General features: G+C 64.7%; 28 protein-coding genes. 22 read left to right on the top strand and 6 right to left on the bottom strand.

Annotated elements, in window-relative coordinates; translation table 11 throughout:
• The first annotated feature begins 383 nt into the window (after nucleotides 1-383).
• The 5 genes from FHR04_RS19150 to FHR04_RS19130 all read left to right on the top strand — a co-directional run bounded on the left by FHR04_RS19150 (nucleotide 384) and on the right by FHR04_RS19130 (nucleotide 3,945).
• Entirely contained in the window at nucleotides 384-866 is a 483-nt protein-coding gene (locus tag FHR04_RS19150; RefSeq protein ID WP_139404799.1) for a hypothetical protein, read from the top strand.
• 116 nt (nucleotides 867-982) lie between these two features.
• Complete coding sequence (locus tag FHR04_RS19145; protein ID WP_139404798.1) at nucleotides 983-2,266, top strand: replication initiator protein A; 1,284 nt, start codon at nucleotides 983-985, stop codon at nucleotides 2,264-2,266.
• Between the two features lie 258 nt (nucleotides 2,267-2,524).
• Nucleotides 2,525-2,968, top strand: a complete 444-nt coding sequence (locus FHR04_RS19140; protein ID WP_139404797.1) for a helix-turn-helix transcriptional regulator — start codon at nucleotides 2,525-2,527, stop codon at nucleotides 2,966-2,968.
• A 9-nt stretch (nucleotides 2,969-2,977) separates the two neighbouring features.
• The gene (locus FHR04_RS19135) at nucleotides 2,978-3,388 is read left to right on the top strand and encodes a VOC family protein (RefSeq protein ID WP_139404796.1); all 411 of its coding nucleotides are present in this window, start codon (nucleotides 2,978-2,980) and stop codon (nucleotides 3,386-3,388) included.
• 56 nt (nucleotides 3,389-3,444) lie between these two features.
• Nucleotides 3,445-3,945 (top strand): iron chaperone, encoded by a 501-nt coding sequence (locus FHR04_RS19130; RefSeq protein ID WP_338084777.1) that lies wholly within the window; start codon nucleotides 3,445-3,447, stop codon nucleotides 3,943-3,945.
• A gap of 12 nt (nucleotides 3,946-3,957) precedes the next feature.
• On the opposite strand, the gene FHR04_RS19125 is transcribed toward FHR04_RS19130, so the two are convergent.
• Nucleotides 3,958-5,094 (bottom strand): erythromycin esterase family protein, encoded by a 1,137-nt coding sequence (locus tag FHR04_RS19125; protein ID WP_221265632.1) that lies wholly within the window; start codon nucleotides 5,092-5,094, stop codon nucleotides 3,958-3,960.
• A gap of 351 nt (nucleotides 5,095-5,445) precedes the next feature.
• On the opposite strand from FHR04_RS19125, the gene gntA reads away from it, so the two are divergent.
• The 14 genes from gntA to FHR04_RS19050 all read left to right on the top strand — a co-directional run bounded on the left by gntA (nucleotide 5,446) and on the right by FHR04_RS19050 (nucleotide 14,352).
• Complete coding sequence (gene gntA / locus FHR04_RS19120) at nucleotides 5,446-6,273, top strand: guanitoxin biosynthesis heme-dependent pre-guanitoxin N-hydroxylase GntA (protein WP_139404795.1); 828 nt, start codon at nucleotides 5,446-5,448, stop codon at nucleotides 6,271-6,273.
• Nucleotides 6,266-6,889, top strand: coding sequence for a DUF1989 domain-containing protein (locus FHR04_RS19115; RefSeq protein ID WP_139404794.1), 624 nt, complete (start codon nucleotides 6,266-6,268; stop codon nucleotides 6,887-6,889). The genes gntA and FHR04_RS19115 overlap by 8 nt, the downstream gene beginning before the upstream one ends.
• A gap of 108 nt (nucleotides 6,890-6,997) precedes the next feature.
• A complete protein-coding gene (locus FHR04_RS19110) occupies nucleotides 6,998-7,273 on the top strand; it encodes a response regulator (RefSeq protein ID WP_139404793.1) in 276 nt (91 codons plus the stop codon).
• Nucleotides 7,274-7,815: 542 nt separating this feature from the next.
• The gene (locus tag FHR04_RS19100) at nucleotides 7,816-8,016 is read left to right on the top strand and encodes a hypothetical protein (RefSeq protein WP_139404791.1); all 201 of its coding nucleotides are present in this window, start codon (nucleotides 7,816-7,818) and stop codon (nucleotides 8,014-8,016) included.
• Nucleotides 8,017-8,111: 95 nt separating this feature from the next.
• Nucleotides 8,112-8,366: an ATP-binding protein gene (locus tag FHR04_RS21730; protein ID WP_139404800.1), complete on the top strand. Its 255-nt coding sequence runs from the start codon at nucleotides 8,112-8,114 to the stop codon at nucleotides 8,364-8,366.
• 339 nt (nucleotides 8,367-8,705) lie between these two features.
• Nucleotides 8,706-9,452, top strand: coding sequence for a hypothetical protein (locus FHR04_RS19090; protein ID WP_139404790.1), 747 nt, complete (start codon nucleotides 8,706-8,708; stop codon nucleotides 9,450-9,452).
• Nucleotides 9,449-10,009, top strand: a complete 561-nt coding sequence (locus FHR04_RS19085; RefSeq protein ID WP_139404789.1) for a GTP-binding protein — start codon at nucleotides 9,449-9,451, stop codon at nucleotides 10,007-10,009. The genes FHR04_RS19090 and FHR04_RS19085 overlap by 4 nt, the downstream gene beginning before the upstream one ends.
• 64 nt (nucleotides 10,010-10,073) lie before the next feature.
• A complete protein-coding gene (locus tag FHR04_RS19080; RefSeq protein ID WP_139404788.1) occupies nucleotides 10,074-10,451 on the top strand; it encodes a roadblock/LC7 domain-containing protein in 378 nt (125 codons plus the stop codon).
• Nucleotides 10,452-10,539: 88 nt separating this feature from the next.
• Nucleotides 10,540-11,019 (top strand): hypothetical protein, encoded by a 480-nt coding sequence (locus tag FHR04_RS19075; protein ID WP_139404787.1) that lies wholly within the window; start codon nucleotides 10,540-10,542, stop codon nucleotides 11,017-11,019.
• A 70-nt stretch (nucleotides 11,020-11,089) separates the two neighbouring features.
• Nucleotides 11,090-11,365, top strand: coding sequence for a hypothetical protein (locus FHR04_RS19070; protein ID WP_139404786.1), 276 nt, complete (start codon nucleotides 11,090-11,092; stop codon nucleotides 11,363-11,365).
• 12 nt (nucleotides 11,366-11,377) lie between these two features.
• On the top strand, nucleotides 11,378-11,689 hold the full coding sequence (locus FHR04_RS19065) for a hypothetical protein (protein WP_139404785.1): 312 nt from the start codon (nucleotides 11,378-11,380) through the stop codon (nucleotides 11,687-11,689).
• A gap of 166 nt (nucleotides 11,690-11,855) precedes the next feature.
• Nucleotides 11,856-12,125 carry a transposase gene (locus FHR04_RS19060; protein WP_139404784.1) on the top strand — a complete coding sequence of 90 codons (270 nt, stop codon included), beginning with the start codon at nucleotides 11,856-11,858 and terminating at the stop codon, nucleotides 12,123-12,125.
• 20 nt (nucleotides 12,126-12,145) lie between these two features.
• Nucleotides 12,146-13,186 carry an IS3 family transposase gene (locus tag FHR04_RS19055; RefSeq protein ID WP_170214034.1) on the top strand — a complete coding sequence of 347 codons (1,041 nt, stop codon included), beginning with the start codon at nucleotides 12,146-12,148 and terminating at the stop codon, nucleotides 13,184-13,186.
• Nucleotides 13,099-14,352 carry a deoxyribodipyrimidine photo-lyase gene (locus tag FHR04_RS19050; RefSeq protein WP_249039224.1) on the top strand — a complete coding sequence of 418 codons (1,254 nt, stop codon included), beginning with the start codon at nucleotides 13,099-13,101 and terminating at the stop codon, nucleotides 14,350-14,352. The genes FHR04_RS19055 and FHR04_RS19050 overlap by 88 nt, the downstream gene beginning before the upstream one ends.
• A 179-nt stretch (nucleotides 14,353-14,531) precedes the next feature.
• Here FHR04_RS19050 and FHR04_RS19045 read toward each other — a convergent pair whose 3' ends face one another.
• From FHR04_RS19045 to FHR04_RS19030, 5 genes are all read right to left on the bottom strand, one after another.
• The gene (locus FHR04_RS19045) at nucleotides 14,532-15,407 is read right to left on the bottom strand and encodes an IS3 family transposase (RefSeq protein WP_139404781.1); all 876 of its coding nucleotides are present in this window, start codon (nucleotides 15,405-15,407) and stop codon (nucleotides 14,532-14,534) included.
• A gap of 32 nt (nucleotides 15,408-15,439) precedes the next feature.
• A complete protein-coding gene (locus FHR04_RS19040) occupies nucleotides 15,440-15,709 on the bottom strand; it encodes a transposase (RefSeq protein ID WP_139404780.1) in 270 nt (89 codons plus the stop codon).
• Nucleotides 15,710-15,760: 51 nt separating this feature from the next.
• On the bottom strand, nucleotides 15,761-16,336 hold the full coding sequence (locus tag FHR04_RS21235; protein ID WP_211344221.1) for a PIN domain-containing protein: 576 nt from the start codon (nucleotides 16,334-16,336) through the stop codon (nucleotides 15,761-15,763).
• Between the two features lie 61 nt (nucleotides 16,337-16,397).
• Nucleotides 16,398-16,679 (bottom strand): hypothetical protein, encoded by a 282-nt coding sequence (locus FHR04_RS21230; protein WP_211344220.1) that lies wholly within the window; start codon nucleotides 16,677-16,679, stop codon nucleotides 16,398-16,400.
• Nucleotides 16,680-16,894: 215 nt separating this feature from the next.
• Nucleotides 16,895-19,834 carry an ATP-binding protein gene (locus tag FHR04_RS19030; RefSeq protein WP_170214033.1) on the bottom strand — a complete coding sequence of 980 codons (2,940 nt, stop codon included), beginning with the start codon at nucleotides 19,832-19,834 and terminating at the stop codon, nucleotides 16,895-16,897.
• Nucleotides 19,835-20,332: 498 nt separating this feature from the next.
• Between FHR04_RS19030 and FHR04_RS19025 the strand changes: the two genes are divergently transcribed.
• The 3 genes from FHR04_RS19025 to FHR04_RS19015 all read left to right on the top strand — a co-directional run bounded on the left by FHR04_RS19025 (nucleotide 20,333) and on the right by FHR04_RS19015 (nucleotide 25,100).
• Nucleotides 20,333-23,503, top strand: coding sequence for a LamG-like jellyroll fold domain-containing protein (locus FHR04_RS19025; RefSeq protein ID WP_170214032.1), 3,171 nt, complete (start codon nucleotides 20,333-20,335; stop codon nucleotides 23,501-23,503).
• 48 nt (nucleotides 23,504-23,551) lie between these two features.
• Nucleotides 23,552-23,815, top strand: coding sequence for a tyrosine-type recombinase/integrase (locus FHR04_RS19020; protein WP_139404776.1), 264 nt, complete (start codon nucleotides 23,552-23,554; stop codon nucleotides 23,813-23,815).
• A 229-nt stretch (nucleotides 23,816-24,044) separates the two neighbouring features.
• Nucleotides 24,045-25,100, top strand: a complete 1,056-nt coding sequence (locus FHR04_RS19015; protein WP_249039223.1) for an RNA-guided endonuclease InsQ/TnpB family protein — start codon at nucleotides 24,045-24,047, stop codon at nucleotides 25,098-25,100.
• The last annotated feature ends 71 nt before the right edge of the window (nucleotides 25,101-25,171 follow it).

The raw sequence follows: 25,171 nt of genomic DNA, 5'->3' as shown, positions 1-25,171 counted from the left end.
TACGGCTCGGAAGAACTGCGCCATGTGCTGCGGTGGGTTCCGAAGAGAATCAGCGAGATCCTACACGTCTTGATATGCCCTTTTCCCGCACTGGGACAGCCGGAAACTGAAGTTGTCAGCTACTGAGGCCGCGCCCATAGGGCAAGCCAGCATCAATGACATCATTTGAACTGATCTCCGCATAAAATCCTTCTCCAGCGGTTGAGACTTGCAGCCTGGAGAGTTGCGGTTTGGTCCAAGCGACTCTCGTCTTCGTCGTTTGCTCATTTCATCTCTACTTCAAGTCGGTTGAGATTCCGCCGCAGTCAATAGATATGCTGATTGCAACGCGCGGGAGGCCGGACGCCAACAGTCGGGAATTCGAATTTAGAAGGGGGGTCAGCATGAATGTCACAGTCAGCGGTCAGGAGGATATGCCTGGGTTGAAGGACGAGACGGCCGTCATCGTGGCCCTGGATCCCGGCACCCACCTCGGCGACGGTTCGCGGCGTCTGGCCGAACACAACGGCCCCAGGCTGAATCTGCACCTGCATGACCTGTGGTTCGACTCGTCGCGTCACGTTCTGCCCAGCGGCGCTCACCTTGAGGCGGTTGAGGCCTTTCTGGACACGCACCAGCCTGCCCACCTACATGTGTCCTGCCTGGCGGGGGTGAGTCGCAGCGCCGCGCTCGCGCTGTTTGCCCTGGCCCGGACGCACCCGGAGCTCAGTGACCGGGAGCTGGTGGGGCGGCTGCTCGCGGCCCGCCCACAGTGTTTTCCAAACCCGCTGATCGTGGGTCTGGCTGATGAACGTCTGGGACGGGGGCTCACGGCCGCCCTTCAGGACGCCATTGCGGGCGGCGCGGTCCCGTGGCCGCCTGACTGAGGATGCTACTTGCCTTGGATTGGTGGCAGGGGAGAAGACCCACGCCGGGTGCCGTCTAAACATTCGAAGAAGCTGCCAGCCCTCAGGTCTGTCGGTCAATCAGCAGGCAGAGCCGGGTGGGGGCGGGCAGCACGGCCTGGGAGGATGAATACGGCGAGGGCGACGAGCGAATGAGCGTGAAGTGCATCGGCACCGCGCAGTACCTCGTCCCCTTCGGCGTGGACAATGACGTCATCATCGGCATTCTCTGTCTGTTCGCGGCGCAGGGGTTCCCGGCGAGCAACGCCGTCACAGGCACCGCCAACCACTTCCTGCGGGCTTCGGGCCTGGACACCTCCGGGCGCTACCACAAGAACCTGCACGAGTCGCTGATGCGCCTGTCGCACACCAACTTCCATATCGAGCGGGGCTGGCACGATGGCAAACGCTACCGGACGGTCATCTTCCGTCACCTGCACGAGATCATGTTCGACACGGCCCAGTCCGGCGGGACCCTCGATCAGGACAGCACCATCACGGTGGTGCTGCCGCCGATCATCGCCGAGAGTCTGCGCCGGGGCTTTCTCAAGCCGCTGAGCTCCGGCGTGCTGGGCGAGCTGAGCCAGCCGACGGCCCGCGCCCTGTACCGCCTGCTGGATGGCCACCGCCACAACCTCACGGCCCCGGACGAGCGCCTTCAGGAGTTCACGGTGGGCCTGGTGGACTGGGGGCGCAAGGCCCGCATTCTGAACCTGAGTCCGGACAAGATCCGCCGTGTCCTTGATCCGGCCCACGAGGAACTCCTCAAGGCGCATTACCTGGCGTCGGTCACGTACCACGGGCGGGGGCAGGGCCAGAGTGTGCATTACGTCTTTGAGCGGGACGTGGTGGCCCTCGATCCCCTGCTGCTCAGCCGCCTGACCGGGCGCGGCATTGCCCCCAAGGTGGCCCGTGGCCTGATGGAATCAATTGGAGTTGATGCGGTGCGTGAACGGCTTGACGAGGTGGAGCGGCTGATCGCGGGCAAGAAAGTCCCGGGGCCAGGCTTCTTCGTGAGCTTCATCCGCTCGCCGGACGACTACCGCCCGCGTCCATCGCCTGCCCAGGGCCAGGCAGCGGCGAGGCCCAAGGCGGCGAGGCAGCCGCGTCTGCTGGAGGTGGAGCCTGATCCGGATCAGGCGGCGCGCGAGCGGTTCGCAAATCTGTCCCCCACGGAGCGCGCCCAGGAGACGGTACGCTCCCTGAAGGTGGTGTACGACAGCCGTCTGGACGCCGAGGCGTACCGCAAGCTCGGGGAGGTGCTGGAGGTGGGTGCCCTGGACGCCGCTGCCCTGCGCGCCGAGGCGGCCCGTGCCCTGACGACCGGAACGTGCGACAACCAGGCGGCGCGACTTCAGGTGCAATTGGCGAACTTCACCTGAGGCGTGCAGGACAGCATTTCCTTATTGGCCCGCCCGGCGAAGGAGCTGGGCTCGCGTCCTAGACGGGAATGGAACGGAAAAACTTACCCTCCCCATTCGCGAAGGCCAGAACTCCAACCCCTCTTGGAGCGTCGCTCGCCTTGAGCGGGAGAGCGTCAGACTTTCCAAGGTCTCCTGCCATCTCGTCATGCGGGCCGTCTGTCACGACAGGTGTTCGTCACCCTGACGTATGGTCAGATAGGTTTATCCTGAAGCATCATGGACAGCTCCGCCGCCACGCCGCAGCACCTGCGCGATCTCGCGCGGCTGCGCCGTGTGCGTGACCGGATTGACCGGGAATACGCGCGACCCCTGAATGTCGAGGTGCTGGCCGCGGGGGTGCATATGTCGGCAGGACACCTCAGCCGACAGTTCCGGCTGGCCTACGGCGAGTCCCCGTACAGTTACCTGATGACGCGGCGCATCGAGCGCGCCATGACGCTGCTGCGTCAGGGGGATCTGAGCGTCACGCAGGTCTGTTTCGAGGTCGGCTGTTCGTCGCTGGGCACCTTCAGCACCCGCTTCTCCGAATTGGTGGGGATGTCGCCCAGTCTCTACCGTCAGCACGCGGCGGGCACGACGGCGGGCATGCCGCCCTGCGTGGCGAAGCAGGTCACCCGTCCGATCAGGAATCGAGAAGCACTGAAGGCGCGGCAAACCTAGGATGAAGGCATGAATCTCACCATCCATCAGACGTTCCTGCCGCATACCAGTCCAGACGCCTCGCTGGCGTTTTACCGCGACACCCTCGGCTTTGAGGTCCGGGACAGTGTCGAGTACGGCGGCATGTACTGGATCACGGTGGGTCCGGTGGGCCAGCCCGGCACGTCCATTGTGCTGCACCCACCGGCCATGGATCCGGGTCTGACCGACGCCGAGCGCCGCACCATCACCGAGATGATGGCCAAGGGCAGCTACGCCAGCATCAATCTGGCCACCGACGATCTGGACGAGACGTTTGATCGGTTGCAAGCCAGCGACGCCGAGGTCGTTCAGGAACCAACGGAGCAGGCGTACGGCGTTCGTGACTGCGCCTTCCGTGATCCCGCAGGCAACCTGATCCGTATCCAGGAGCGGCGCTGACGCGACATGCCTCCAACGGCTTCGCCGTCACTCGCGTTTTCCCAATAGGAAGGAATGTGATGACAGGAAAGATTTCCGGAAAGACTGCGAAACCCGGCACACGACCGGCAAAGGCCAGCAAAGCAAACGTGTCTGAGAGCTTCACGGACGATGAACGGGCCGCGATGAAGGAACGTGCCCAGGAACTGAGGGGAAGTTCGCGGCGCGGCTCGCGGGCCGCCAGGGGAGACGGGACGATTGAGGTCCTGGCGAAACTGGCGGAAATGCCGGAGCCGGACCGAGTTCTGGGCGAGCGGCTGCATGCCCTGATCACGTCCTGCGCACCTGACCTACAGCCGAAGCTCTGGTACGGCATGCCCGCCTACGCCCAGGAGGGCAAGGTGGTCTGTTTCTTCCAGGGTGCGCGCAAGTTCAAGACGAGGTACGCGACGCTGGGCTTCAGCGACGAGGCGAAGCTTGACGACGGTGCCTTGTGGCCGACAGCCTTTGCCTTGATGGACTGGACGCCGGGCATTGAGGAAAGGATCACCGCCCTCGTCAAGAGAGCCGTGGGCTGAGCTGCTTCACAATCAACCCAATGGAGACCGTGTTTCGGATGGAATCTCTGATCCCGCTGCGACGACCAGCACCCCGTCTCGTTCGAGGCGTCCTGGAGTGGCCTGAAGGGACGCCCCGCTCCGCTGATGGCCTTCCCCGGCGTCCGGCAAGAGCAGCGCTGCACCCTCACCGCTGGACATGGCGATGACGGCGTACGGTGTGCCCCGTCCGAGAAGATGCGCCCCGGCGGGCCACCAGTCGGCGTTCATGGTCTCCATCCGGATCTGACTGGCCCCACGCTGTAGGTGAGAATTGTGGGCGAAGACCAGCGTGGGGCCGCGCTCCATTTCCCGTTCGGCGATGGCACGGAGATTGTCCGCCATCATCACCGCGCGCAGGGCCAGCATCTGCGAGATGCGGTCCGCTGAGGGGGTAGCCAGATTGGCGTGGTAGCGCAGCAGACCCAGGGCCGTCCGGGCGTGCAACCGTGCCTCCCAGAGCTCAGGCTGCGCCCCGAGTCCAGGGCGCTGGGTTTCGAGAAACCCCAGCAGGTCATCGGCCAGCGCCCGCAGGTGCCAGGCGTCTGCTGTCGCTCCAATGGACTGGCTGGGGTCCATCGCAGCGGCCTGGTTCGTCCAGCGGGCATCGTCTCCACAGAGGTGCTCCAGCGTGGCTCGGTCTGCAGGCAGGTGGGAAAAGCGTGGGGCCAGGAAGTCCCAGAGGGCCAGCAGGACGTGCCGTGGGCTGGCTGCCCACATGTTCTCGATAGGCGGATCAAAGCCGTAGAACCTGACTCGGTCCAGTTCATTGCGTCCAGCATTGAACTGACGCATCCAGACCACCAAGTCCCTATTGGCCTGCACTCCTCTGAAGCCGTGGCTGAACCCACCTGTCATCACCTCGTCCAGGGTGTCCTGTCCGGAGGCGACATAAGCATCCGCCTGCAGGCCAGCGATGATGTCGCTCTCGATGGCGATGGAGCGAAAGCCCTGTGTTTCCACCAGGGTCTGGAAGATGCGATTGCGCCAGAGAGGAAAGGCCTCGACGCCGTGGGTGGGCTCACCCAGCCCCAGCAAGTGTGGCGCGTCAGGCAGGGCAGCGAGAAAAGCGGAGAGGGCGGCCGCCGGATCGGTCAGGGGCCAACTGATCTGGGAAGTCTGGTCTGGCATGGTGAACTCCTGGGCCAGAGGGCGCGTCCGCAATGGCCCCTTCAGCATTGCTGTGCCCCATGTGAGGACCCTTATAGAAAAGAGCCGACTTTTGATCTCAGGTCGGGAGTTTTGAAGGGGAGTCGGGGAGGAGCGTGACCCCAGCCCGACTGCCCTTGCACAAGCAATCCATACACGGTGGTGGCTGTGGTCCCAGAGCCTGTCTGAGAGGGCCTTTCTGGCTTTCTTCACGGCTCCCTGACTTTTCTTGAGTTAGCGGCACACTCTACACAGTCGCTGGCCAGTCGACGCTACGTTGGGCATAGACAACCGCGCCCGGCTCTTCCGGGACACGCGGAACGTGGAGGAACGATGCTCAATGACAACCCCTCAACAGGGCGTGGCCCCAACAGCTACCACCTGATTGAAAACGGCGAATTGCAGGGGACGGGCGGACATTTCGTGAGACAGGCCCACCAGACGTTTCGGGACCGAATCCTGGCTCCGAACTTCTCCTGCGTGGCGGCCAAGGCCGCCTTCAACACCGACCACTACGCCTTCGCCAGTTACGGCGAACTGGGCAGTCCGGAAGCTACGGCGGCCTTGGCCCGCGATCTGCAGCGCTTCTGCCATGATCAGGACGAGATGGACTCGGATTTCACCACCATGGTGGCGGTGTTCCGCGGGCCGCGTGAAATGGATGAACTCACCTTCGAGGCGCGGCTTTGGGAGCAGCTCCGGGCGCTGCACCGCGCCGACACCTCACCCTATAGTCCTGAGGTCAGCGCGGATCCCAGCGATCCCTCCTTCGGGTTCTCCTTTGCGGGGCGGGCCTTTTTCATCATCGGAGGGCATCCGCGCAGCAGCCGCGTCGCGCGGGCCTTCCCTGACCCGGCGCTGGTGTTCAACGCACACCGGCAGTTCCGCGCCTTGAAAGGCGACGGCCGCTGGCCCCGCTTTCAGGAAACGATCCGTGGCCGCGAGATGAAGTTGCAGGGCAGTCTGAATCCGAACCTGGCGGATCACGGACAGGCGTCCGAGGCACGGCAATACTCGGGGCGTGCGGTAGAGCCGGACTGGCAGGCGCGCTTCCCGTCACGGCCGAATGCCCGGCGTATTCCCGAGACAGGCCCTGATATCGCCCGCTGCCCCTTCCTCTCCACCTCGCGTCCTTTCGAGCAGGAGAGTGCCCATGACTGACCCTGTTTCCCAGGCCGGACCCCACCGCATTCCCCCCCAGAGCGGGACTGCCTTTCGCCTGCGCCGGGGTGAGGTGCTGGTGGTGACTGACCCACGCGGTGAGCAGGTGGCTGACCTGATGGCGTACGCAGACGGCGACAGCGGCGAGTGGCTGTCCTCCGGCCGAACTTTTGATTACAACGAAACCATTTACCTCACCAGCGGGCATGTCCTGTACTCCAACCGCAGCCGTCCGATGCTGACCCTGTTGAGAGACGATGTGGGGCGTCATGACTTTTTGCTGACGCCTTGCTCGACCGAGACGTTTGAACTGCTCTATCCCCCTGGCACCGCCGAGGGACACCCCAGTTGTTTCGGTAACCTGGTGCAGGCCCTGGCGCCCTACGGTATCCGGCCTGATCAGATCCCCACCACCCTCAACATCTTTATGAACGTGCTGGTGGGTGAGGACGGCCGCGTGAAGATCGGACCTCCCATTTCGCAGGCTGGACAGTCGCTGGAACTGCGTGCGGAGATGGACCTGGTGGTGGGTCTGACGGCCTGCTCGGCGGAGGGCAGCAACAACGGCACCTTCAAGCCGATCGACTACCAGATCACTGCGGTACAGTCGGGATAGCCCTCTCGGATCAAGGCCTGCCGTTTCATCTCATCGCAAGAAGCTTCAGGTAAGACGCTGGGGCTTGCTGGCGGATAGTTACAGGCCCCCCCTCAGGTCATCTCGGGAATGGGACGACAGCCGCAGTGGGCGGCGCGGCTGAGTGACGCCGATTGGCAACACCTGACGGCCCTGCGGCTGTTTCACGCTGTTCAGCCCGAACTGGCGCTGCTGGAGGTGGCGCTGCCCAGGGTCGACGGCTTCGGGATCCTGCGGCAGGTGCGCCAGGCCGGAGAGAACCCGGTAATCATGTTGGCGGCCTGTATGGACGACATTGACCGGCTGGTCGATCTGCAAATGGGCACCGACGCCAGTGTGATCCACCCCTTTCCGACGCCAGTGTGATCCACCCCTTTAATTCGCCGGAAGTGGTGGAGCGCGTCAAGGCCGTTTTGCGCCGCGCCCGCCCCGTCGATCCAGGAAAACCCATTTCTGTGGCGGGCATCGAGATTGATCCGTGTGGCATGCGGTTCAGCGCTGGGGGAGCGCGGTTGGACCTGCTCCTGAGCGAAGACCGCCTGCTGAAAGTGTTGGCCCAGCACCAGGCCGGGTCTTCAGCCGCGCCGAGTTGCTGGAGTGGTGTCTGCCCGAATCCGGAGCGCTGGAGCGGGTGGTTGACGCTCACCTCAACAGCATGAGGCGCGAACTGGGGGGCCAGGGAGGGACTGACCTCTCCTGGGATCGCTGGGCGGAACCGTGGCCGCCACGATACTTGTACTTGCGGCGCTGATTGTCTGGCCAGACCGCTCAGCGAGGTTTCCAGGGCCGCCCGGCAGGTTGCAGGCGGCGATCTGAGTGCCCGTGCCAGGCTCTCGCCCCGGCAGCGCAGCGGACCACTGAGCAGACATGACGGCGAGGCCATTCGGTTGATCGACGACTTCAACCTCATGGCCGCTTTACTCGAACGGCTGGAAACCGAGCCCCAGACGACCACAGCCACCATGGCCCACGAGTTACGAACCCCCCTGGCTGTGTTGCAGGCCCGGCTGGCCGAGGACTTGCGGCACCTGTCGCTGGCGGACGCAGGCAAGCTCAACCTCAGCTTCGGGCCGCCCGTCAGGGCAAAAAGGGTCAGGCTGCTGATCTAGGCTCAGCCGGCTCCCCTCAGCGGCGACGCGGTTCGGCTGCGGTAGATCATCACGAATCAGCTCGATAACACCCTGAAGCTCACGCCACAGACAGGCTGTATCACGGTGACGGTCACGACATCGGCCCTGGCATCGCCACCGAATCCAGGGCACGGGTTTTCGAGCAATTCTCTTTTCTGGTAGGCGGCACTCCAGGCTTCGTCCTGGGCCTGACGATTGTCAATTCACTTGTCAAGCGGCACGGTGGACGGGGAGAAGGCACCAATGCAGCGCAGGACGGAGCCAGATTTCAGGTCTCTCTGCCTAGAGTTCTGACAACTCAGCTCCGGCGGAACTTCACAGAAACCTGACAACGACTGACCGCATGGCTACAGCCATCTCTCTCTCATTCTCAGTGTTTCAGGTCTCAAATTGACCAGTAATCCGCTGCGTCGCCCTGCCAGGGCGCCCTCCTCGTCGCAGGCCATCATCCGCAGAAATTGACGACAAACACTGTTCTACAGCACGGCGAGAGCGCAGGCACTGTCCTCCATATCCTCAGAAAGTGTTCGTGGTTCCATCATTCAGTCGGCCGTTTTCCTGGGTGATGAATTTGTCACATTGCACCGGATACAACTAAACCCGGCCAGCAGACGCTGCGGCTGCTTCCCGTCTCAGACACCCTTTCTCGTCTCTTACAAGGAGTTGATATGGCCCTGTTCGGCGACCTTAAACACCAAACGCTCGCCGATCTGGCAAAAATATTGCACGTTCACACTGGGACGTTGTTTTTTCACTCCTCCTATCAGGGCAAGACCGTTGAATTGGTGTTGAACAGAGGGCAGCTGCGTGCGATGTACCTGGACGGCTTTCCGGTGGAAGCCCTGGCCCGGGCACGGGGCATCCTCTATCAGCTGCACATCCAGGGCCACGGGGCCTTCGAGTTCCACCGACAGGCCCTGCTCGTGGGCGACGTCCATTTTTACGATCACCCGTTTGCCAGCTTGGTTCACGAGCTGGTCGAATCCTCATTCCCCGGCATGGGTGGGGCGGTGATTCCCGACGATCAATTGCCGCACCCCGAGACACGCTTCGTGCCCGTGCCCCATTCCCCGCCCGTGCCCGGTTCGCTCGCGTCACTCTGGGCCCTCGTGCAACCTCACCTGACGGGGGGCAGCAGCGCCGCCGAACTCGCGCCGCAGCTGGGGCTGTCGCCACACGACATGCAGACGGTCCTGTACCGGCTGCGGGCCATGGACCTGATCGCGCCCCAGCGGGCGGCGGGCCTACGCCCGGCCCCTGCTTCCCATCATGCCGCGTCGCCGCAGGGCTCAGGATTTTTCACCGTGAATGACCTGGCGCCCGTCACTGTTGCTCCCGCCTCTCCCGCGCCCCGGCCCCTTGTGCAGCGTTTGCTGGGCGCGCTTCGCCGCTTCACCCAGGGAGGCACCGCATGACCGCCACCGAGGCGCCGCTCAAGCTGGTGGTCTCCGGGCCTGTTGGCGCCGGCAAGACCACCTTTGTCCAGACCATCTCCGAGACCCCCGTCGTCGCCACCGAGGCCGAGGCCAGCGAGGACATCGGCAAGACACACACCACCGTCGCCTTCGACTTCGGCACCCTGCGCCTGGACGGTCAGGACGTGCACCTGTACGGCACGCCCGGCCAGGACCGCTTCAACTTCATGTGGGAAGTGTTGTGCGAGGGCGCCCTCGGACTGGTGCTGCTGGTGGCCGGAGACCGCCCCGAGGACTTTGCCCACGCCCGCAACATGCTCGATTTCATCACCAGCCGCATTCCGGTGCCGTTTCTGGTGGGCGTGACCCGGCAGGATCAAACCTCGGTGTGGCAGCCGGAAGACGTGGCGTTGTACTTCGGCCTGCCTGAAACGCAGGTGGTGGGCCTGAACGCCACCTGCCCGGATCAGGTGCGCCGGACGCTGGCCACTCTGCTGGAACTGCAGCTGGTCCCAGCGCTGCGGACCGAACACCACCCTTCCCCCTTCATCCACTGACCCCTCTGAATTCGCCTTTTTTCACGTGTCCCGGGAGCACCCCCCTTCCCGGAAAGGAACCACCATGACCGCCACCATGAGCAAGCAAGACCAGCTGACCTCCACCCTCACCACCCTGCGCGGCGCGCTGCCTGAACTGCGCGGCGCGCTGGTGGCCACCGTCGACGGCCTGCCCATCGCCCAGGACATGGGCGGCGGCGTGGATGCCAACCGCGTGGCCGCCATGGCCGCCACCGCCCTGGGCCTGGGCAAGCGCATCAACGACACCCTGGGCTCGGGTCAGCTGACCGACATGAGCGTCGGCGGCACTGACGGTCAGGTGTATATCTACGCCGCCGGGAAGAAGGGCGTGCTGGCCGTGGTCGCGCCGGCCGGCGTCAATCTGGGGCTGCTGCATATGGAAGCCCGCGACGCGGCCCAGAGCGTCTCCATCATCTTGTAAACCGCGCCCACCGCCTGGAGGCCCCATGGCCACACTGTCCACTTCACTCGCGGGGCTGCTGAGCACCCTGTATCCAAGGAGAACCCCCATGACTGCCACCACCACGCCCTCCCTGCGCCCCCACCTGGGCGACTTCAGCTCCATCGTCTGCTTCAAGGCCGTGATCGTCGGCGTCGAGGACACCCTTGGCCCGGACGGGGCCGCCGTGGTCTTTACCCGTGCGGGCAAGGTGCGGGGCCGTGACCTGGCCACCGAGCTGGGCGTGGCCGGCAGCAACGTGCCGATCGAGCAACTTGCTGGACTGCTGAACGCGGCCATCGGCCGCGACGGCACCTGCCTGGCCGGGGTGACGGCGTCCTACCGTGAGGGCCAGAATGTCGTGATCGAGACCCAGGACACCGTGTGCTCGGCGGGCGAGGCCATGGGCAGCGACCGCAAGTGCACCTTCACGCTGGGCGCGGTGTGGGGCGCGCTGGAAGCCATCACCGGCGAGCTGTACCTGGGCGAACACACCGACAGCGTGCTGCGCGGCGGCACCAGCGACAAGTTCGTCTTCAGCCCGCTCTGAGCGGTGTCGGCCAGGCCCCCACCAAGATTGGTGGGGGCCTTATGCTGAAGCACTTCCTGGAAGCCCATCCATGACCAGCGCTGCTCAGGACTCGGAGGGCGTTAACCCTCGTCCGCTCAAACTGACGGCAGGGCTGAGCCAGAACGAATTAGTCCGGATTTACGCCGCCGCGCAGCGGATCGGACTCGAGGAGTCCACTTCTTTGCGGCACGCGGCGCTGGCTGGAGACATCAAGCCTAGCCAGTACGGCAGACATGAGCTGAGCAGCATCTACCGGGAAGCCGTCAGCCAGGGGCACGTGTGGACCGGGGACGAACTTCTTGAGCGCGGCCCGCCGCTGTACTAGAACGAGGCCTGGGTGCGCACCCGCCTGGCCGGGTCACAGATGCTGGGGCAGCCGGGCCATCTTTCACTCCAGCAGGCGCTGGAGCCCTACAGCGACCGCTACGACGTGGTGCTGGTGGACCGTCTGCTCGGCACCGGTCGGCTGGCCATGCAGAGGAGGCCGACGTTGAGACTCCGCTCGCCGAGAGTGACATGGCCGCTCTCGGTGCCGCGCTGGCGCAGCCATGCCTGGACCTCACAGGCGCTGACGGGAAAGCGGTGGAGCGCCAGACGGCGTGTGATCGACATCGGAAACCGTGGCGAAAGGGCCTGGCCGCGGTCATGACGGGGGATGCTCTCCCGACCCGGTTCAGTCAACACAACCCTTCATCCAGCAGCTGCGGTCCAGGCGGGCGTTTTTCTGCCGCGTGGTCTGCCCCCCGAGAACTGGACGGGATGAAGTAGAGACTCAGGCTCGGTCCCAGCCCTAAGCTGGAAAGCGAGGCCCAGTCATGAAAATCCGACAGTTCACCGAAGACCAGATCATCAAACTCCTGCAGGACGGCAAAAAAGGCGAGAGGTCTGTCGAAGACCTCTGCCGCGACTTCGGGTGCAGCACCGCGTCCTACTACGCCTGGAAGAAGAAATATGGCGACACCAACGCCGACGAAGCCAAACGGCTTCGTCGATTGGAGAAGGAAAACGCCCGCCTGCTGCGCATTGTCGGTCAGCAACGCCTGGAGATCGACGCGATGAAGGACGTCATTGGAAAAAAGCGGTAACGCCCACCGAGAAACGCGCCGTGGTCAGACAGCTGGTCGCGGCGCACATCAGGCCCGAACGGGCCTGTGTTCTGGTGGGCCTGTCCAAATCCTCCTGGCATTACCGCCCACAACCGCGCCAGGACAGTGAACTCCGGCAACAAATCCATGACCTGGCCCGGCAATATCCCCGTCGGGGATACCGCTTCATCCATGCCCTGCTCGTTCGAGCAGGGGTCACCATCAACAAGAAGAAGGTTCGGCGCATCTGGCGCGAGGAAGGCCTCGCCATCAGACCCAAAGTGTCCCGGAAAATCCGGACTGGAGCAACAATTCCCATGCAGGCCGAGGACGCGAATCACGTCTGGACGTACGATTTCATCTTTGACCAGACCCTGGAAGGAACCACCCTGAAGATCCTGACCCTGACGGACGAATTCACCCGGCAGTCTCTGGCCTTGCAGGTGGCGACGTCCTTTACCTCCTTGGAGGTGAAGGACGTGCTCCGAGACGTGATTGCAAGACGCGGGGCGCCAGACTTCATCCGCAGCGACAACGGTTCCGAGTTCATCGCTCGTGAACTCGGGATCTGGCTCGCGGTACAGGACATCGGCACCCGGTTCATTGAACCAGGAAAACCGTGGCAGAACGGTTTCGCCGAGAGCTTCCACTCCCGTCTGCGCGCAGAATGCCTCAACCAGGAGATCTTCTATTCTGCCAAACACGCCCAGGTGCTCCTGGACGATTGGCGGTCGTTCTACAACGCCCGCAGACCCCACTCGTCACTCGGCTATAGAACCCCAGACGAGGTTGCTGAGCAGGCCAGGGGGCGGCCTGCCGCCCCCCTTTGCGGAGACAACACCGCAAATGTGGCCGTCAGCCCGTCCCCTGGGCGAGCAGGGAAAGCTGATGTTGTACCCTTGACCCGAGTCGAGTCTCTACTCGGAACCGTCCAACTTTTGGGGCCAGCCCACTGCTGTGGGTGCAGGCCAGCGTGCGAACCCGCGACAACCACGCGCTGGAATACGCGGTCCGGCAGGCCAACGAACTGGGCCTGCCGCTGGTGGCCGTCTTCGGCCTGACTCCCGATTACCCAGAAGCCAACGCCCGCCATTTTCAGTACCTGCTGGAGGGATTGCGAGATTTGCGCGTCAATCTGGCTGTGCGCGGCATTCCGCTGTCCATTCGCCTGGGCAAGCCGCCCGAAGTGGCTCTGGAAGCGGCGCGGGAGGGTGCGGCGCTGGTGGTGACTGACGTGGGCTATCTGAATATTCAGCGGGCGTGGCGTGACTGGCTGAAGGCCCAGCTCGAAGTCCCCTTCGTGCAGGTCGAATCCGAGGCCGTTCTTCCCGTCCAGACTGTCAGCAGCAAGCAGGAGTACGCTGCACGCACCATCCGTCCCAAGATTCATCGGCTGTGGCATGACTCCCTCGTGCCGCTGGAAGAACACGAATTGCAGGCGCAGACGGACGACTGGGCAGCGGGGCTGGATGTGGGCGATCCAGCAGAGCTGGTCAAGACCCTGCCCGTCGATCACAGCGTTCTCCCCGGCACCGAAACGGGCGGCGAGGACGCGGCGCTGGAGCGGGTGGCCGAGTTCATCGAACTGGATCTGGCGCAGTACGGTACTCGGCGCAACGATCCCACCGTGGACGGCAGCAGTCGCCTCAGCGCGTATCTGCATTACGGGCACCTGTCGCCGCTGACCGCCGCGCTGGCCGCCCGTGAGCACGGCGGCCCCGGCGCGGACGCCTTTTTAGAGGAATTGATCGTGCGCCGTGAGCTGAGTTTTAACCTCTGCACCTTCAACCCGCTGTATGACCAGTATGACGGCCTGCCCGGGTGGGCGCGCAAGACGCTGGAGGAACACGCTGGAGACAGGCGCGAGTTCCTGTACACCCGCGAGCAGTTCGACGCTGCGCAGACCCACGATCCGTACTGGAACGCCGCGCAGAACCAGATGGTCAGGACGGGACGCATGCACAACTACATGCGGATGTACTGGGGCAAGAAGATTCTGGAATGGACGCCAGATCCCAGAGCCGCCTATGCCGAGCTGGTGTGGCTGAACAACCGCTACGAGCAGGACGGGCGCGACCCCAACAGCTACGCGGGCCTGGGCTGGGTGCTGGGATTGCATGACCGCCCGTGGACGCGCCGCCCGATCTTCGGCATGGTGCGTTACATGAACGCAGGCGGCCTCAAACGCAAATTCGATGCGGACGCTTATGCGGCGCAGTGGGTCTAACGGGGGTGTCTGACGGGCTCAGACCGCCGAAAGACTCGAACGATTCCGGGCGGCTGGCTGAGCCGCCCCACACGCAACATCCCCTGACTGTGCCTCACCTCTCCTTCACTCCGCAACCGGGTCTTGGGTGATCTTTGGGCTGGCCCCAAAAGTTGGACGGTTTTGAGTAGAGACTCGGCTCAGGTCAAGGTTACAACATCGGCTTTCCCTGCTCGCCCAGGGGACGGGCTGACGGGCACCTTTGCGGTGTTGTCTCCGCAAAGGGGGGTGGCAGGCCGCCCCCTGGCCCGTTCGGCGAACTCGTCTGGGGTTCGGTAGCCGAGTGACGAGTGTGGTCTGCGGGCGTTGTAGAACGCCCGCCAATCATCGAGCAGCACTTGGGCGTGTTTGGCGGAGTAGAAGACTTCCTGATTGAGGCATTCTGCGCGCAGGCGGGCATGGAAGCTCTCGGCAAAGCCGTTCTGCCACGGTTTGCCCGGTTCGATGAACCGGGTGCCGATATCCTGCACGGCGAGCCAGATCCCGAGATCCCGGGCAATAAATTCCGAACCGTTGTCGCTGCGAAGAAAGGCTGGGGGACCACGCCTTGCAATCACGTTCCGGAGCACGTCCTTCACCTCCAAGGAGGTAAAGGACGTCGCCACCTGCAAGGTCAGAGACTGCCGGGTGAATTCGTCGGTCAGGGTCAGGATTTTCAGGGTGCCTCCTTCCAGGGTCTGATCGAAGACGAAATCGTAGGTCCAGACGTGATTGGCGTACTCCGCCTGCATGGGAACGGACGCCCCAGTCCGGATTTTCCGGGACGATTTGGGTTTGACGGTCAGTCCCTCTTCGCGCCAGAGTCGCCGAACGCGCTTCTTGTTGATGGTGACCCCTGCTCGGACGAGCAGGGCGTGAATGAAACGGTATCCCCGGCGGGGATACCGCCGGGCCAGGTCATGGATCTGCTGTCGGAGTTCGCTGTCCTGACGCGGCTTTGCCAGATAGTGCCAGGAGGATTTGGCCAGGCCCACCAGAACACAAGCCCGTTCGGGCTTGATCTGCGCCGCGACCAACTCCCTGACCGAGGCGCGTTTCTGAGTGGGCGTTAGCGCTTTTTTTCAATGACGTCCTTCATCGCATCAATCTCCAGACGCTGCTGGCCGACAATCCGCAGCAGGCGGGCGTTTTCCTTCTCCAGTCGACGAAGCCTGCGGGCTTCGTCGGCGTTGGTATCGCCATATTTCTTCTTCCAGGCGTAGTACGACGCGGGGCTGCATCCAAAGTCGCGGCAGAGGTCTTCGACAGACCTCTCGCCTTTTTTGCCGTCCTGCAGGAGTTTGATGATCTGGTCTTCGGTGAACTGACGGATTTTCATGACTGGGCCTCGCTTTCCAGCTTAGGGCTGGGACCGAGTCTTCGTCTCTACTCAATGACCGTCCAGTTTTCGGGGGGCAGACCATCTTGTGCGCGCCCCAGCACAAAGGACGGGATCGGCACCCGCCCCTCCCCGCGCAACGTCTCTCCGATGGCGCCGCGGAAGCCAATGAACCGTTGGAAGGTGCGCGCTCGCCACACGGGTAGCGGTGGATTCGGCGTCCAGGAGACGGCACAGCAATGCGTCGGGTGTCAGCGCCCCCGCCGGAAAGTGCTTGAGATTCTGCGTGACGATCAACTCTGCGCCGGCGTGGATGGCGGCGGCCAGCATATGCCGGTCATCCGGGTCAGGCAAACTCAGGCCAGTGATCAGATGCTCAAAGCCGTCCGCCTCAGCGTCCGGCAGCGCCGTTTCCATGCTGCGGCGCGTGCGCACCAGCCGTTCGGGGGGCAGGTCTGGCCGAGCCTCCAGCAGGTTGCGGGTCCACTCGTCGTGAATGGCAGCGGTCCAGCGCACCGAGACCAGACGCTCGGTTCCCAGATACATCAGCAGGTTGCAGATCAGCGACGGATACAGCACGCGGGCGTCGTACACGGTCACCAGACGCGTGCGGGAGAGGCGGGTCAATCCAGGCCCAGGTCTTGCAAGTCGTCGGTCAAGTCCTGCATGGCGTCCGTGCGAGTCTGATCTAGCCGCGCCCGGTAGGCCAGCACGTCTTCCAGGTGCAGGCGACGGCGCGGGCCGACTTTGCGGTGGGGGAGTTCCCCGGCCTCCACGTGCCGATCTCCGGTTCCAACGACAGGACCTGCACTGCCTGGCCCGCCGCGAGCTGGCCCAGCAGGTCCTCCAGCAATTCGGCCAGCCGGGGCGAGGCAGCGCCGGTCCCACGTCCAAGCTGGGCGCGCAACTGTTCGAGTTGCTGCTGGGCGGCCTGGGTGTCGGCTGCGGTGGGCAGAAAGGGTAGGAACATGCGGGCGCCTCCTCCCACAGTCTACCCGCTGAACGGAACAAACGAAATGAATTGGTCCGTCCATCCGGCGTTCTGGCGCACATGAGCAATCACCGCGGGCAGCTTCAGGTGGCTATCGATCAAGCGGGCAAAGCTGGCTTCCGTTCGACCATGCTGGTCAACCCGGAACAAATCCGGCTGAGCGGGTCACGAGCTGATTTGATCCCGTGCGCGACTCAGTTGAGCCGCGCCAGCCCGACAGCGTCCTCCAGCGACATGATCCGTCCAAGTCGCGTCCAGTGTTCGGCCTCCACTTCGCCCAGCGCGGCTGTGGCGGCACCGACCTGCCCGTTCATCCCCAGGCTGGGCGCTGGAACGTGGAGGCTGGCCAGCAAGGTTTCGGCCGCCCCGTTGAGTTGCAAGCAGCGCTCAGGCCGTCCTTCAGCCACGGCCAGTTTACCGAACTCGATCAGTGCGGCGGCCACCCCACGTCTGCGGCCCAGTTGCCAGAACAGGTCCAGGGCTTCTTCCAGCAGCGCCCGTCCCGCAGACAACTCGCCCTGGTCGATCTGCAAGTCCGCAAGATTGAACAGGGCATTGGCGACGCCCTGGCGGTCTCCCAGCTCACGCTTGATGCTCAGGCTCTGCTCCGTCAGTCGCTGGAAGCCGGCGGGATCATCCATGGTGTTGCCCAGATTGGACAGCGCGTAAGCAATGCCCTGGCGGTCGCCCAGTCGCTCTTTCAGGCGCAGGCTCTCGCCGAACAGTTGCCGGGCGCGCGCCAGGTCGCCGCTTCTGGCCCAGATGATGCCCAGATCGTTGAGGGTGGTGGACAGGCCCCAGGACTGCCCGAGTTGCCGCTGGAGCGCCTCGGCCTGCTCCAGCAGCGTGAGCGCGCGGTCCGTCTGACCGAGTTCCCGCACCGTCAGGCCCAGACCGTGAAGGCCCTGGGCCTCCAGCAGAGGCAAATTGGCACTCCGGGACAGCGTCAACGCGTCCTCAAGCCACGCCACACTCTGGTTATACTGGCCCAGCTCCTTGCTCAGCGCGCCGGCTGCGCTGAGGGCCGGAACGCGCGCCTGCACGCTACCGCCTGAGCGCTCCAGTGCCGCCGTCAGCCAGCGCAGCCCCTCGCGGTGATGGCCCCGCACATACCAGAACCAGTGCAGGGCCGCGCTCAGGCGCAGCGCGTCGTCTGCCGTGCCGTGGTCCAGCACCCAGCCCAGGGCCGCCCTGAGGTTGTCGTGTTCGGCGTCCAGACGGCCCAGCCACGCAGCCTGATCGGGTCCATGCAGGTGGGGCGCGGCCTCGGCGGCCAGGGCGACAAAGTGCGCGGCGTGCAGCCTGCGGGCCTCGGTCTCGACCTCCGCGTCCAGTGTCTGCGTGCCCGGTGCTGTGCCCAGCTCACGGTCCCTCCCAGTGTGCAGCGCCTCGGCGGCGTACTCCCGGATCACCTCATGCAGCTGGTACCGGCCTCCCCGGTCACGTCGGATCAGGGAGTGGTCGGCCAGCGTCAGCAGGGCGAGCAGACCCGAACCCGCGACAGCCTGGGCCGCCGGGCGATCAAAGCCGCCCCGGAAGACCGAGAGTCGGGCCAGCACCTGCCGTTCCGTGTGTCCCAGCAGCCGCCACGACTGCTCGAAGGCCGCGCGCAGGCTGCGGTGGCGTTCCGGGCGGTCCGGCGCGTCACTGCCCAGCAGGTTCAGGCTGGCGCTCAACTCGGTCACGATGTCCTGCGGCTCGAACGTGGCCATCCAGGCCGCACTCAGCTCCAGGGCCAGCGGCAGGCCACCCGTGAGCGCGCAGATCTGAACCAGCGCCCCGACATTCTGCGGATTCAGGGCGAAGCCTGCCCGCACCCGACTGGCCCGCTCGATCAGCAGCCGTACGGCGCTGGAACGGGCGGCGAGATCCAGGTCAGGCGCGGCCGGAAAGTCCAGCCCCTCCAGCAACAGCACGCGCTCCTCCTGAAGGCCCAGCCGAAGGCGCGAGGTCACGATCACCCGCAGCTGTGGGGCCTGATTCAGGACGTGTTGCAACCAGCGCAGCAGCGGCGCGCGCTCCGGCGAGGCGAGCAGGTGTTCGAGGTTGTCCAGCACCAGCAGGTGCCGGGCGGTCACGAGCGCCGAGAGCAACTGCTGTTCAGGCGGCTCAGACCCGCCAGTGGCGAGGCCCAGCGCCGACGTGACGGCCGTGACCACCCCGTCTACTGACGCGGCACTCTCCAGCGCCACGAACGACGCCGTCAGCTCCGCCGCCTGCCCAGCTCCGGCAAGCACTTCCAGCGAGAGCCGCGTCTTGCCTGAGCCGCCCGGCCCGATCACGCTCAGGAGCCGTCCATCCGGCTGGGAAAGTTGCTCACGAACCCAGCGCACCTCGTCCTCGCGGCCAAACAGCGGCGTCGCGGCCCGTGGCAGAGAGCGGCGCACGGACGGCAGGGGACGCAGCGTTCTGACCGCCTGATAGAGCTGGGTGGTGGCGGCCTCGGGTTCCAGCCCGAGTTCGCGGCGCAGGTGCGTGCGGAAGCGTTCGTAGATTCCCGCCCCCCGCTCGCCGTCGCCCAGCCCGGCGGCGCAGCGCAGCGCGGCCTGCACGGCTTCCTCGGCAAAGGGACTGGCGTCGAGAAGCTGTTCGAGGATCAGCAGCGCCGCGCCGGGCTGCCCGCCCCCCTCCAGCTCCCCCGCCTGACTGAGCGCGGCGTCGAGCCAGGCCGCATGCAGGTCCTCGCGCTCGGCGTCCAGCCAGGCCGCAAAGGCCGGAAATCCGGTGGGCCGCTGGCCCTCCAGCAGCGGCCCCCGGTACAGCGCGAGCGCCTGGGACCAGCGCCCGGCCTGACACGCCTGCCGGAACAGGCGCGCGTCCACCCGGCCCGTCCAGTGCACAACCTCGCCGCTGGCGCTCAATCCGGCGGTCCAGTCCAGGCGCCGCGCGCGGTGCAGCAGTTGCCGCAGCCGGTTGCGGGCCGCGTCGGCATCCACGCCGGGGTACAACAGCTCCAGCAGCTCCGGGCGCGACACCGGTTCCTGCTGGCAGGCCACGAAGGCCGCCAGCCACAGCGGCACTTCGGGCGGCAGGGCAAGCAGTTCACCGCCTGTTTCCAGCGCCGGTTCTCCCAGCAGCAGCAGGGTGCGCTGCGCTTCCCCATCGGACAGGGCTGCGGACGTGGACGGTGACATGGACCCGTCCAACATAGCACCGTGACAGAGGTTGGAGCGCTTGCCAGAGGGGATAAAGACATTTTGAAGATCGTTGCCTGACAGACCACAAAGGCAGGCGTGGCCCCTGCATCCCATGCGCCGTGACGGGCCATGTAACGGCGGCTAACGCCTGCCGATCAAGCTTGGACCAGCTCCAAATCAGCTTCAACCAAACCTGTTCCACAAGGAGGACATCGATGCCGCCGCCCATCCAGTTCCCGAATCCCGAATCCCACGTCCGCTCCGGGTTGACCGACCAGGCCGGGGCAACCGAACCCCGGGACCAGTTCGTATACCGGGATGAGTTTGTCTCACGCTGCCCGTTGCAGTCGTGGTACCCGCCGTATGACCTCGGCTCCTGCGAGTTCGCGCCTGCGGCGACGGCAACGCAGGCGCTGGACCCAGACCCTTCAGCTCACGGTTGACCGTAGCCCCCCTGCCTCCCCGCCACACTTCACTTGCCCCCTGGGAGTTTTTATGAACAAGAGCCTGCCGACCATCCTGCTGACCGCCACCCTGAGCCTGGGCCTCCTGGGGTCCTGTTCGTCACCGTCGAGCGCCCAGCCCCCCCAGGACACGGGCGGCCCCACGAAGCCTGACCAGCCCGGAGCGCCCAGCGCCCCCACCAACTTCAGGGTCAGGGCCGCGGACGTCAGCAGCGTGACCCTGGGCTGGGACGCGGTCAGCGGCGCGGCGGGCTACGTGCTGGAGCGCAAGACCAGCGGGGACTACGCCGCGCTTGCCACGCCGGGCGCGTCCGAGACCACCTACACCGACACGGGCCTGACGCCCGGCGTGACCTACACCTACCGCCTCAAGGTCAAAACGGCGGCGGGCGAGAGCGGCTACAGCGCCGAGGTGAAGGGCGTCGCCAGCGTGGCCGGGGCCGACAGCGACGGCGACGGCATCTCGGACGCCGATGAGCAGGCCGGGTACGACGTGAGCATCAAGGAAGCAGGCACCGAGAAAAAGACCTATCACGTTACCAGCGATCCCCTCAAAGCAGACAGCGACGGCGACGGCCTGAGCGACGGTCAGGAGCGGGCGCTGTTCACCGATCCGAACAAGAAGGACACCGACGACGACGGCCTGAGCGACGCCGACGAGGTCAACATCTGGGCCAGCAAGCCCAATGACCGCGACTCGGACGGGGATGCCCAGGGCAATCCGCTGCTGTTCGACGGCTCCGAGGTCAATACTTACGGCACCTCGCCCACCCTGGCCGACACCGACGGCGACAAATACAGCGATTACACCGAGATCATTGACCGGGGCGGCAGGTATAACCCCCTGATCGCCAACACGCCGCGTCTGGAACTGTCGCAGGTGACTGCGCCCAGCATCGAGCTGAATGTGGTCCGCACCTCCGACAATTCGGTGGTCAAGAGCCACACCGCCTCATTGCAGTTGGGCCAGCAGGACAGCCGCAGCGCCACCGACGCCCAGACCCAGCGGGTCACCGCCGACGTGAGCGCCACCGTGGGCGCCGAGATCAGCGGCGGCACCGACGGCTTCAACGCCAAGGCCAGCGCCTCGCTCACGGTGTCCGCCGGGTACGGGTACGAGCAGACCGCCAGCTACACCACCGACTCGGTCAGAAGCAGCCAGCAGACCTCGGAAGACGCCCTCTCCGAGAGTGCCGCGCAGGGCACCACGCTCTCGGGCGGCCGGTTGAACGTGGGCTTCAAGGTCAGAAACACCGGCGACATCAGCTTCAATTTCAAGGATCTGACCGTCACCGCCCTGCGGCGCGATCCGGCCAATCCGTCCAGCTATCTGGTGGTGGGCAACATGACGCCCGCTCTGGGCGCAGGCGGCGCAGTGCTGAGCAACGGCGGCGCCACCGGGACGCTGGCGGCCTCGCTGGACCTGCCCGCAGACCTGGCCCTGACCCTGATGGGGCGTCCCCAGGACCTGCTGTTCGAGTTCAGCAGCTACAACCTGCTCGACGACGCCGGACGCAACTTCGAGTTCCTCAAGGAGACCACCAACGCCCAGACTGCCCTGGTCGTCATCGACTACGGCAACGGCGACATCGTGCGCGAGCGGGTGGCCACCAACGTGCAGCGCGCGGGCGGCAGGATCGTGGGCATCAAGCTGTCTAAAGTCCTCAAGGATATTCTCAAGTTGCCGTATGCCACGGCCAGCGCGGGCGGCGTGCAGGTGCTCAAAACGCTGCGTGACAACGGCAGCGCCTTCCAGGGCGACGTGACCAGCGGGGCGGCGGACCACTCGCTGTGGGCCACCGTCGGCTCGAACAACCTGAGCATCGCCCCGAACACCAACTTCGACGACATCGTGTTGACCCAGAACAGCGAGATTCGGCTGGTGCGCGTACAGGACCAGGACCAGGACCGGCTGCTGTCGAACGACGAGTACCTGTACGGTACCTCCGACACCAACAAGGACAGCGACGGCGACGGCCTGAGCGACTACGACGAGGCCAAAGTCGGCTGGGACGTGGTGACGGCTGGCGTGGTCAAGGGCTACCCCAGGCGCGTCTACTCGAATCCCACGCTCAAGGACGCCGACCGCGACGGCCTGAGCGACGCTCAGGAAAAGGCGAAGGGCACCGATCCCTTGAACCCCGATACGGACCGCGACGGCGACGGCGACGCCAGCGATCCCCAGCCGCTCGATCCAGGCGTCACTTCCAATGTCGCGCCGGTGATCGGCAGCGCCGCCGCATCGGTGGGCATTGTCGGCACACCGGAGCGGGTGTCCCTGAGCGGCACAGCCAGCGATCAGAACAACAACCTGTCGGGAGTCACCATCGCCTGGGGAGACGGCGCAACATCGTCCGTCACCAGCAACCCGGCAGCTTTCGCGGCCACCCACGACTACGCCGCCAGCGGCAGCTACACGGTCAGCGTCATCGGCACCGACAGCAAGGGACTGACCAGTCCGGCCAGAACCGTGACGGTCAACGTGACCAACTTCAAGACCGGCCTGAAGGCGTTTTACCCGCTGCAAAGCGGTGGGAAAGACGAGAGCGGCAACGCCCTAGATGCCAGCCTGAACGGAGCGGGCTGCATCAAACCCACGGCTGACCGCTGGAACGTGAACACCCAGGCCCTGCTGTTTAACGCCGACTCTGGCAGCGCGGGCTGCGGCGGTGACGCCTCGGGCGGGATGACCACGCCGGGCCTGAACCTGAAAACGCCCTTCTCCATCAGCTTCTGGGTCAAGCCAAACGGCACGAATGCTCAGAACGACAGTTGGCTGGTGGGCCAGCGAGGCGACGCCGCCGCCGCCTACCTGGGTTCCGTGCATGGTCACGCGGGACAGGCGGGCCGGGTCAGCTTCGCCATCGCGGGCAGCGGCGGCGACCTGAAGGTGACAGACGCCCAGGACGTGTCGACCTCAGCCTGGACGCATTACGTTGCCGTGGTGGACGTGACGGGCAGCGCCTCGACGCTGACGCTCTACCGCAATGGCACCGTTGCCGGGTCAGCCAGCAAGCCTGCGGTGTATGCTCTTGCCACCAACAATGTCTGGTACGTCGCGGGCGGCTCGGAAGGCTCGAACAACAACAGCGGTGACAGTCTGTATTACGGCGGCTTCGATGACCTGCGCTTCTACACCCGCGCCCTGGCCCCGTATGAGATCAAGGCCCTGAGCCAGTTCGACCGCTTCCCCAAACCCTGACCGCCCCTGCACGCTCCCGGCTTCCCGAAAGGGAGCCGGGCTGCAGTGATGTGGCGTTCGGGGCAAGCTGAGACTGCGAACCACCGCGCGAACTGCGCTGCCGCCCGGCGTCATGTGCTGCTGGCGGCGTTGTGCTGGCAGCGGCAGACCTTCGCCACGAACCTCGTGAACGCGTTCCGCTCACTCGAAGAGGTCCAGGAGGCGCTGGGCCACAAGAACCGCAACGTGACCCGGCGGTACGCCAAGCTCAACCAGTCCCGCTTGCGGGGCACGGCGGACGCCCTACCGGACGTGATGTCAGGGGTGAATTGACCGACAGGGACGGCATCTTCTAGGGTAAATAGACTCCAGGAGGTCCAACATGCCGGCTACCAGAAGTGCCACAGTGCCCCCGGCTTTATCCGTGGGGGCACTGTGGCCTCCGCCCCACAGGGGCGGCTAAGCCGAGGCCCCCGGTTCTGTGTTAAGCTAAACGAGCAATGGTCCACGCGCAGCGCAAACTGCCGGGACCGTGGCGACACCTTTAGAGGAGGTGAAGCACATGGAAGATACAGCGCTCAAGGCGTTCCGGTACAGGCTGTCTCCCACGAAGGCGCAGACCGCCTTGCTAGAGACAACGTTGGTGTTGTGCCAGCGGCTGTACAACGGAATGCTCGAAGAGCGTAAGGGTGCGTATACGAAGGCGGGCAAGACCATATCGGCCTTCGATCAAATGAAGGCTCTGCCCGAAGTCAAGGAAGTCTTGCCGGAGTACGCCGGGGTCAACGCTCAGGTGCTTCAAGACGTGGCGAAGCGTCTGGAAAAGGCATACAAGGGGTTCTTTCGGCGTTTGAAAGCGGGCCAGAAAGCCGGGTTTCCGAGATTTCGGGGGCGGGACAGATACGACAGTTTCACGTACCCACAGCCCTCTCAGAATAGCGTGACAGCGGACGGCAAGCATGTGTATCTGCCCAAAATCGGCAACGTTCGGATCAAGTTGCACCGGCCATACGAGGGCAAGTTCAAGACGCTGGCCGTGAAGCGGGAAGGTATGGGGTGGTACGCGGTACTGACGTGCGAGGTGCCGAGAGCAGCGCCACTGCCAGCCACGGATTCCAGCGTGGGGATAGATGTGGGGGTGACGTGGTTCTTCGTCACTTCGGACGGGGAATATTGCGAGAATCACAGGCTCTTTCAGGCCAGCAGCAAGAAGCTCAGGGTGGCCCAGCGTTCGTTTGCCCGCAAGCCTAGGAAAAACAGCAATCGTCGCAAGAAGGCCAGAGCGCGGGTGGCAAAGCTGTACCGCAAAACGGCACGGCAACGTCTCCAGTTGCACCACGAAGAGGCGAAGAAGCTCGTCTTCGCGCACGATTTCATCTGCCACGAAGACCTCAACGTGAAGGGGTTGGGCCAGGGCAACCTGAGCAAGCAAATTCACGATGTGGGTTGGGGGCAGTTCTTTCAAATCCTCGCTTCCAAGGCAGAATGGGCCGGGAAACGGGTTGTCGCCGTAGACCCCCGATTCACCTCGCAACGGTGTCGCGTCTGCGGCCATACCGAGCGGGGCTCTGTACCGGACATCTTCGAGTTGAGGCTGTGCTGGACGGGAAATCCCTGAACGTGTGACAGGTTGCGAATCGGCAGGATAAACGGCGGTGTTTTGGGTGTGTGACGACTCCAAAACCCGCC

The organism is Deinococcus radiopugnans ATCC 19172 (assembly GCF_006335125.1).
In the GTDB taxonomy this organism is placed as follows: domain Bacteria; phylum Deinococcota; class Deinococci; order Deinococcales; family Deinococcaceae; genus Deinococcus; species Deinococcus radiopugnans.
The sequence above is the reverse complement of the archived record's forward strand: the minus strand, read 5'-3'. Positions and strand labels throughout refer to the sequence as shown.

What these genes read in the sequence shown, in the direction of transcription:
- FHR04_RS19060 (WP_139404784.1), top strand. Translation starts at nt 11,856, where the DNA reads ATGAAAATCCGACAGTTCACCGAAGACCAGATCATCAAACTCCTGCAG.
- FHR04_RS19110 (WP_139404793.1), top strand. Translation starts at nt 6,998, where the DNA reads ATGGGACGACAGCCGCAGTGGGCGGCGCGGCTGAGTGACGCCGATTGG.
- FHR04_RS19030 (WP_170214033.1), bottom strand. Translation starts at nt 19,834, where the DNA reads ATGTCACCGTCCACGTCCGCAGCCCTGTCCGATGGGGAAGCGCAGCGC.
- FHR04_RS19075 (WP_139404787.1), top strand. Translation starts at nt 10,540, where the DNA reads ATGACTGCCACCACCACGCCCTCCCTGCGCCCCCACCTGGGCGACTTC.
- FHR04_RS19015 (WP_249039223.1), top strand. Translation starts at nt 24,045, where the DNA reads ATGGAAGATACAGCGCTCAAGGCGTTCCGGTACAGGCTGTCTCCCACG.
- FHR04_RS19080 (WP_139404788.1), top strand. Translation starts at nt 10,074, where the DNA reads ATGACCGCCACCATGAGCAAGCAAGACCAGCTGACCTCCACCCTCACC.
- FHR04_RS19135 (WP_139404796.1), top strand. Translation starts at nt 2,978, where the DNA reads ATGAATCTCACCATCCATCAGACGTTCCTGCCGCATACCAGTCCAGAC.
- FHR04_RS19025 (WP_170214032.1), top strand. Translation starts at nt 20,333, where the DNA reads ATGAACAAGAGCCTGCCGACCATCCTGCTGACCGCCACCCTGAGCCTG.
- gntA (WP_139404795.1), top strand. Translation starts at nt 5,446, where the DNA reads ATGCTCAATGACAACCCCTCAACAGGGCGTGGCCCCAACAGCTACCAC.
- FHR04_RS19090 (WP_139404790.1), top strand. Translation starts at nt 8,706, where the DNA reads ATGGCCCTGTTCGGCGACCTTAAACACCAAACGCTCGCCGATCTGGCA.
- FHR04_RS19115 (WP_139404794.1), top strand. Translation starts at nt 6,266, where the DNA reads ATGACTGACCCTGTTTCCCAGGCCGGACCCCACCGCATTCCCCCCCAG.
- FHR04_RS19100 (WP_139404791.1), top strand. Translation starts at nt 7,816, where the DNA reads ATGGCCGCTTTACTCGAACGGCTGGAAACCGAGCCCCAGACGACCACA.
- FHR04_RS21230 (WP_211344220.1), bottom strand. Translation starts at nt 16,679, where the DNA reads ATGTTCCTACCCTTTCTGCCCACCGCAGCCGACACCCAGGCCGCCCAG.
- FHR04_RS19070 (WP_139404786.1), top strand. Translation starts at nt 11,090, where the DNA reads ATGACCAGCGCTGCTCAGGACTCGGAGGGCGTTAACCCTCGTCCGCTC.
- FHR04_RS19085 (WP_139404789.1), top strand. Translation starts at nt 9,449, where the DNA reads ATGACCGCCACCGAGGCGCCGCTCAAGCTGGTGGTCTCCGGGCCTGTT.
- FHR04_RS19125 (WP_221265632.1), bottom strand. Translation starts at nt 5,094, where the DNA reads ATGCCAGACCAGACTTCCCAGATCAGTTGGCCCCTGACCGATCCGGCG.
- FHR04_RS19020 (WP_139404776.1), top strand. Translation starts at nt 23,552, where the DNA reads ATGTGGCGTTCGGGGCAAGCTGAGACTGCGAACCACCGCGCGAACTGC.
- FHR04_RS19040 (WP_139404780.1), bottom strand. Translation starts at nt 15,709, where the DNA reads ATGAAAATCCGTCAGTTCACCGAAGACCAGATCATCAAACTCCTGCAG.
- FHR04_RS19140 (WP_139404797.1), top strand. Translation starts at nt 2,525, where the DNA reads ATGGACAGCTCCGCCGCCACGCCGCAGCACCTGCGCGATCTCGCGCGG.
- FHR04_RS19150 (WP_139404799.1), top strand. Translation starts at nt 384, where the DNA reads ATGAATGTCACAGTCAGCGGTCAGGAGGATATGCCTGGGTTGAAGGAC.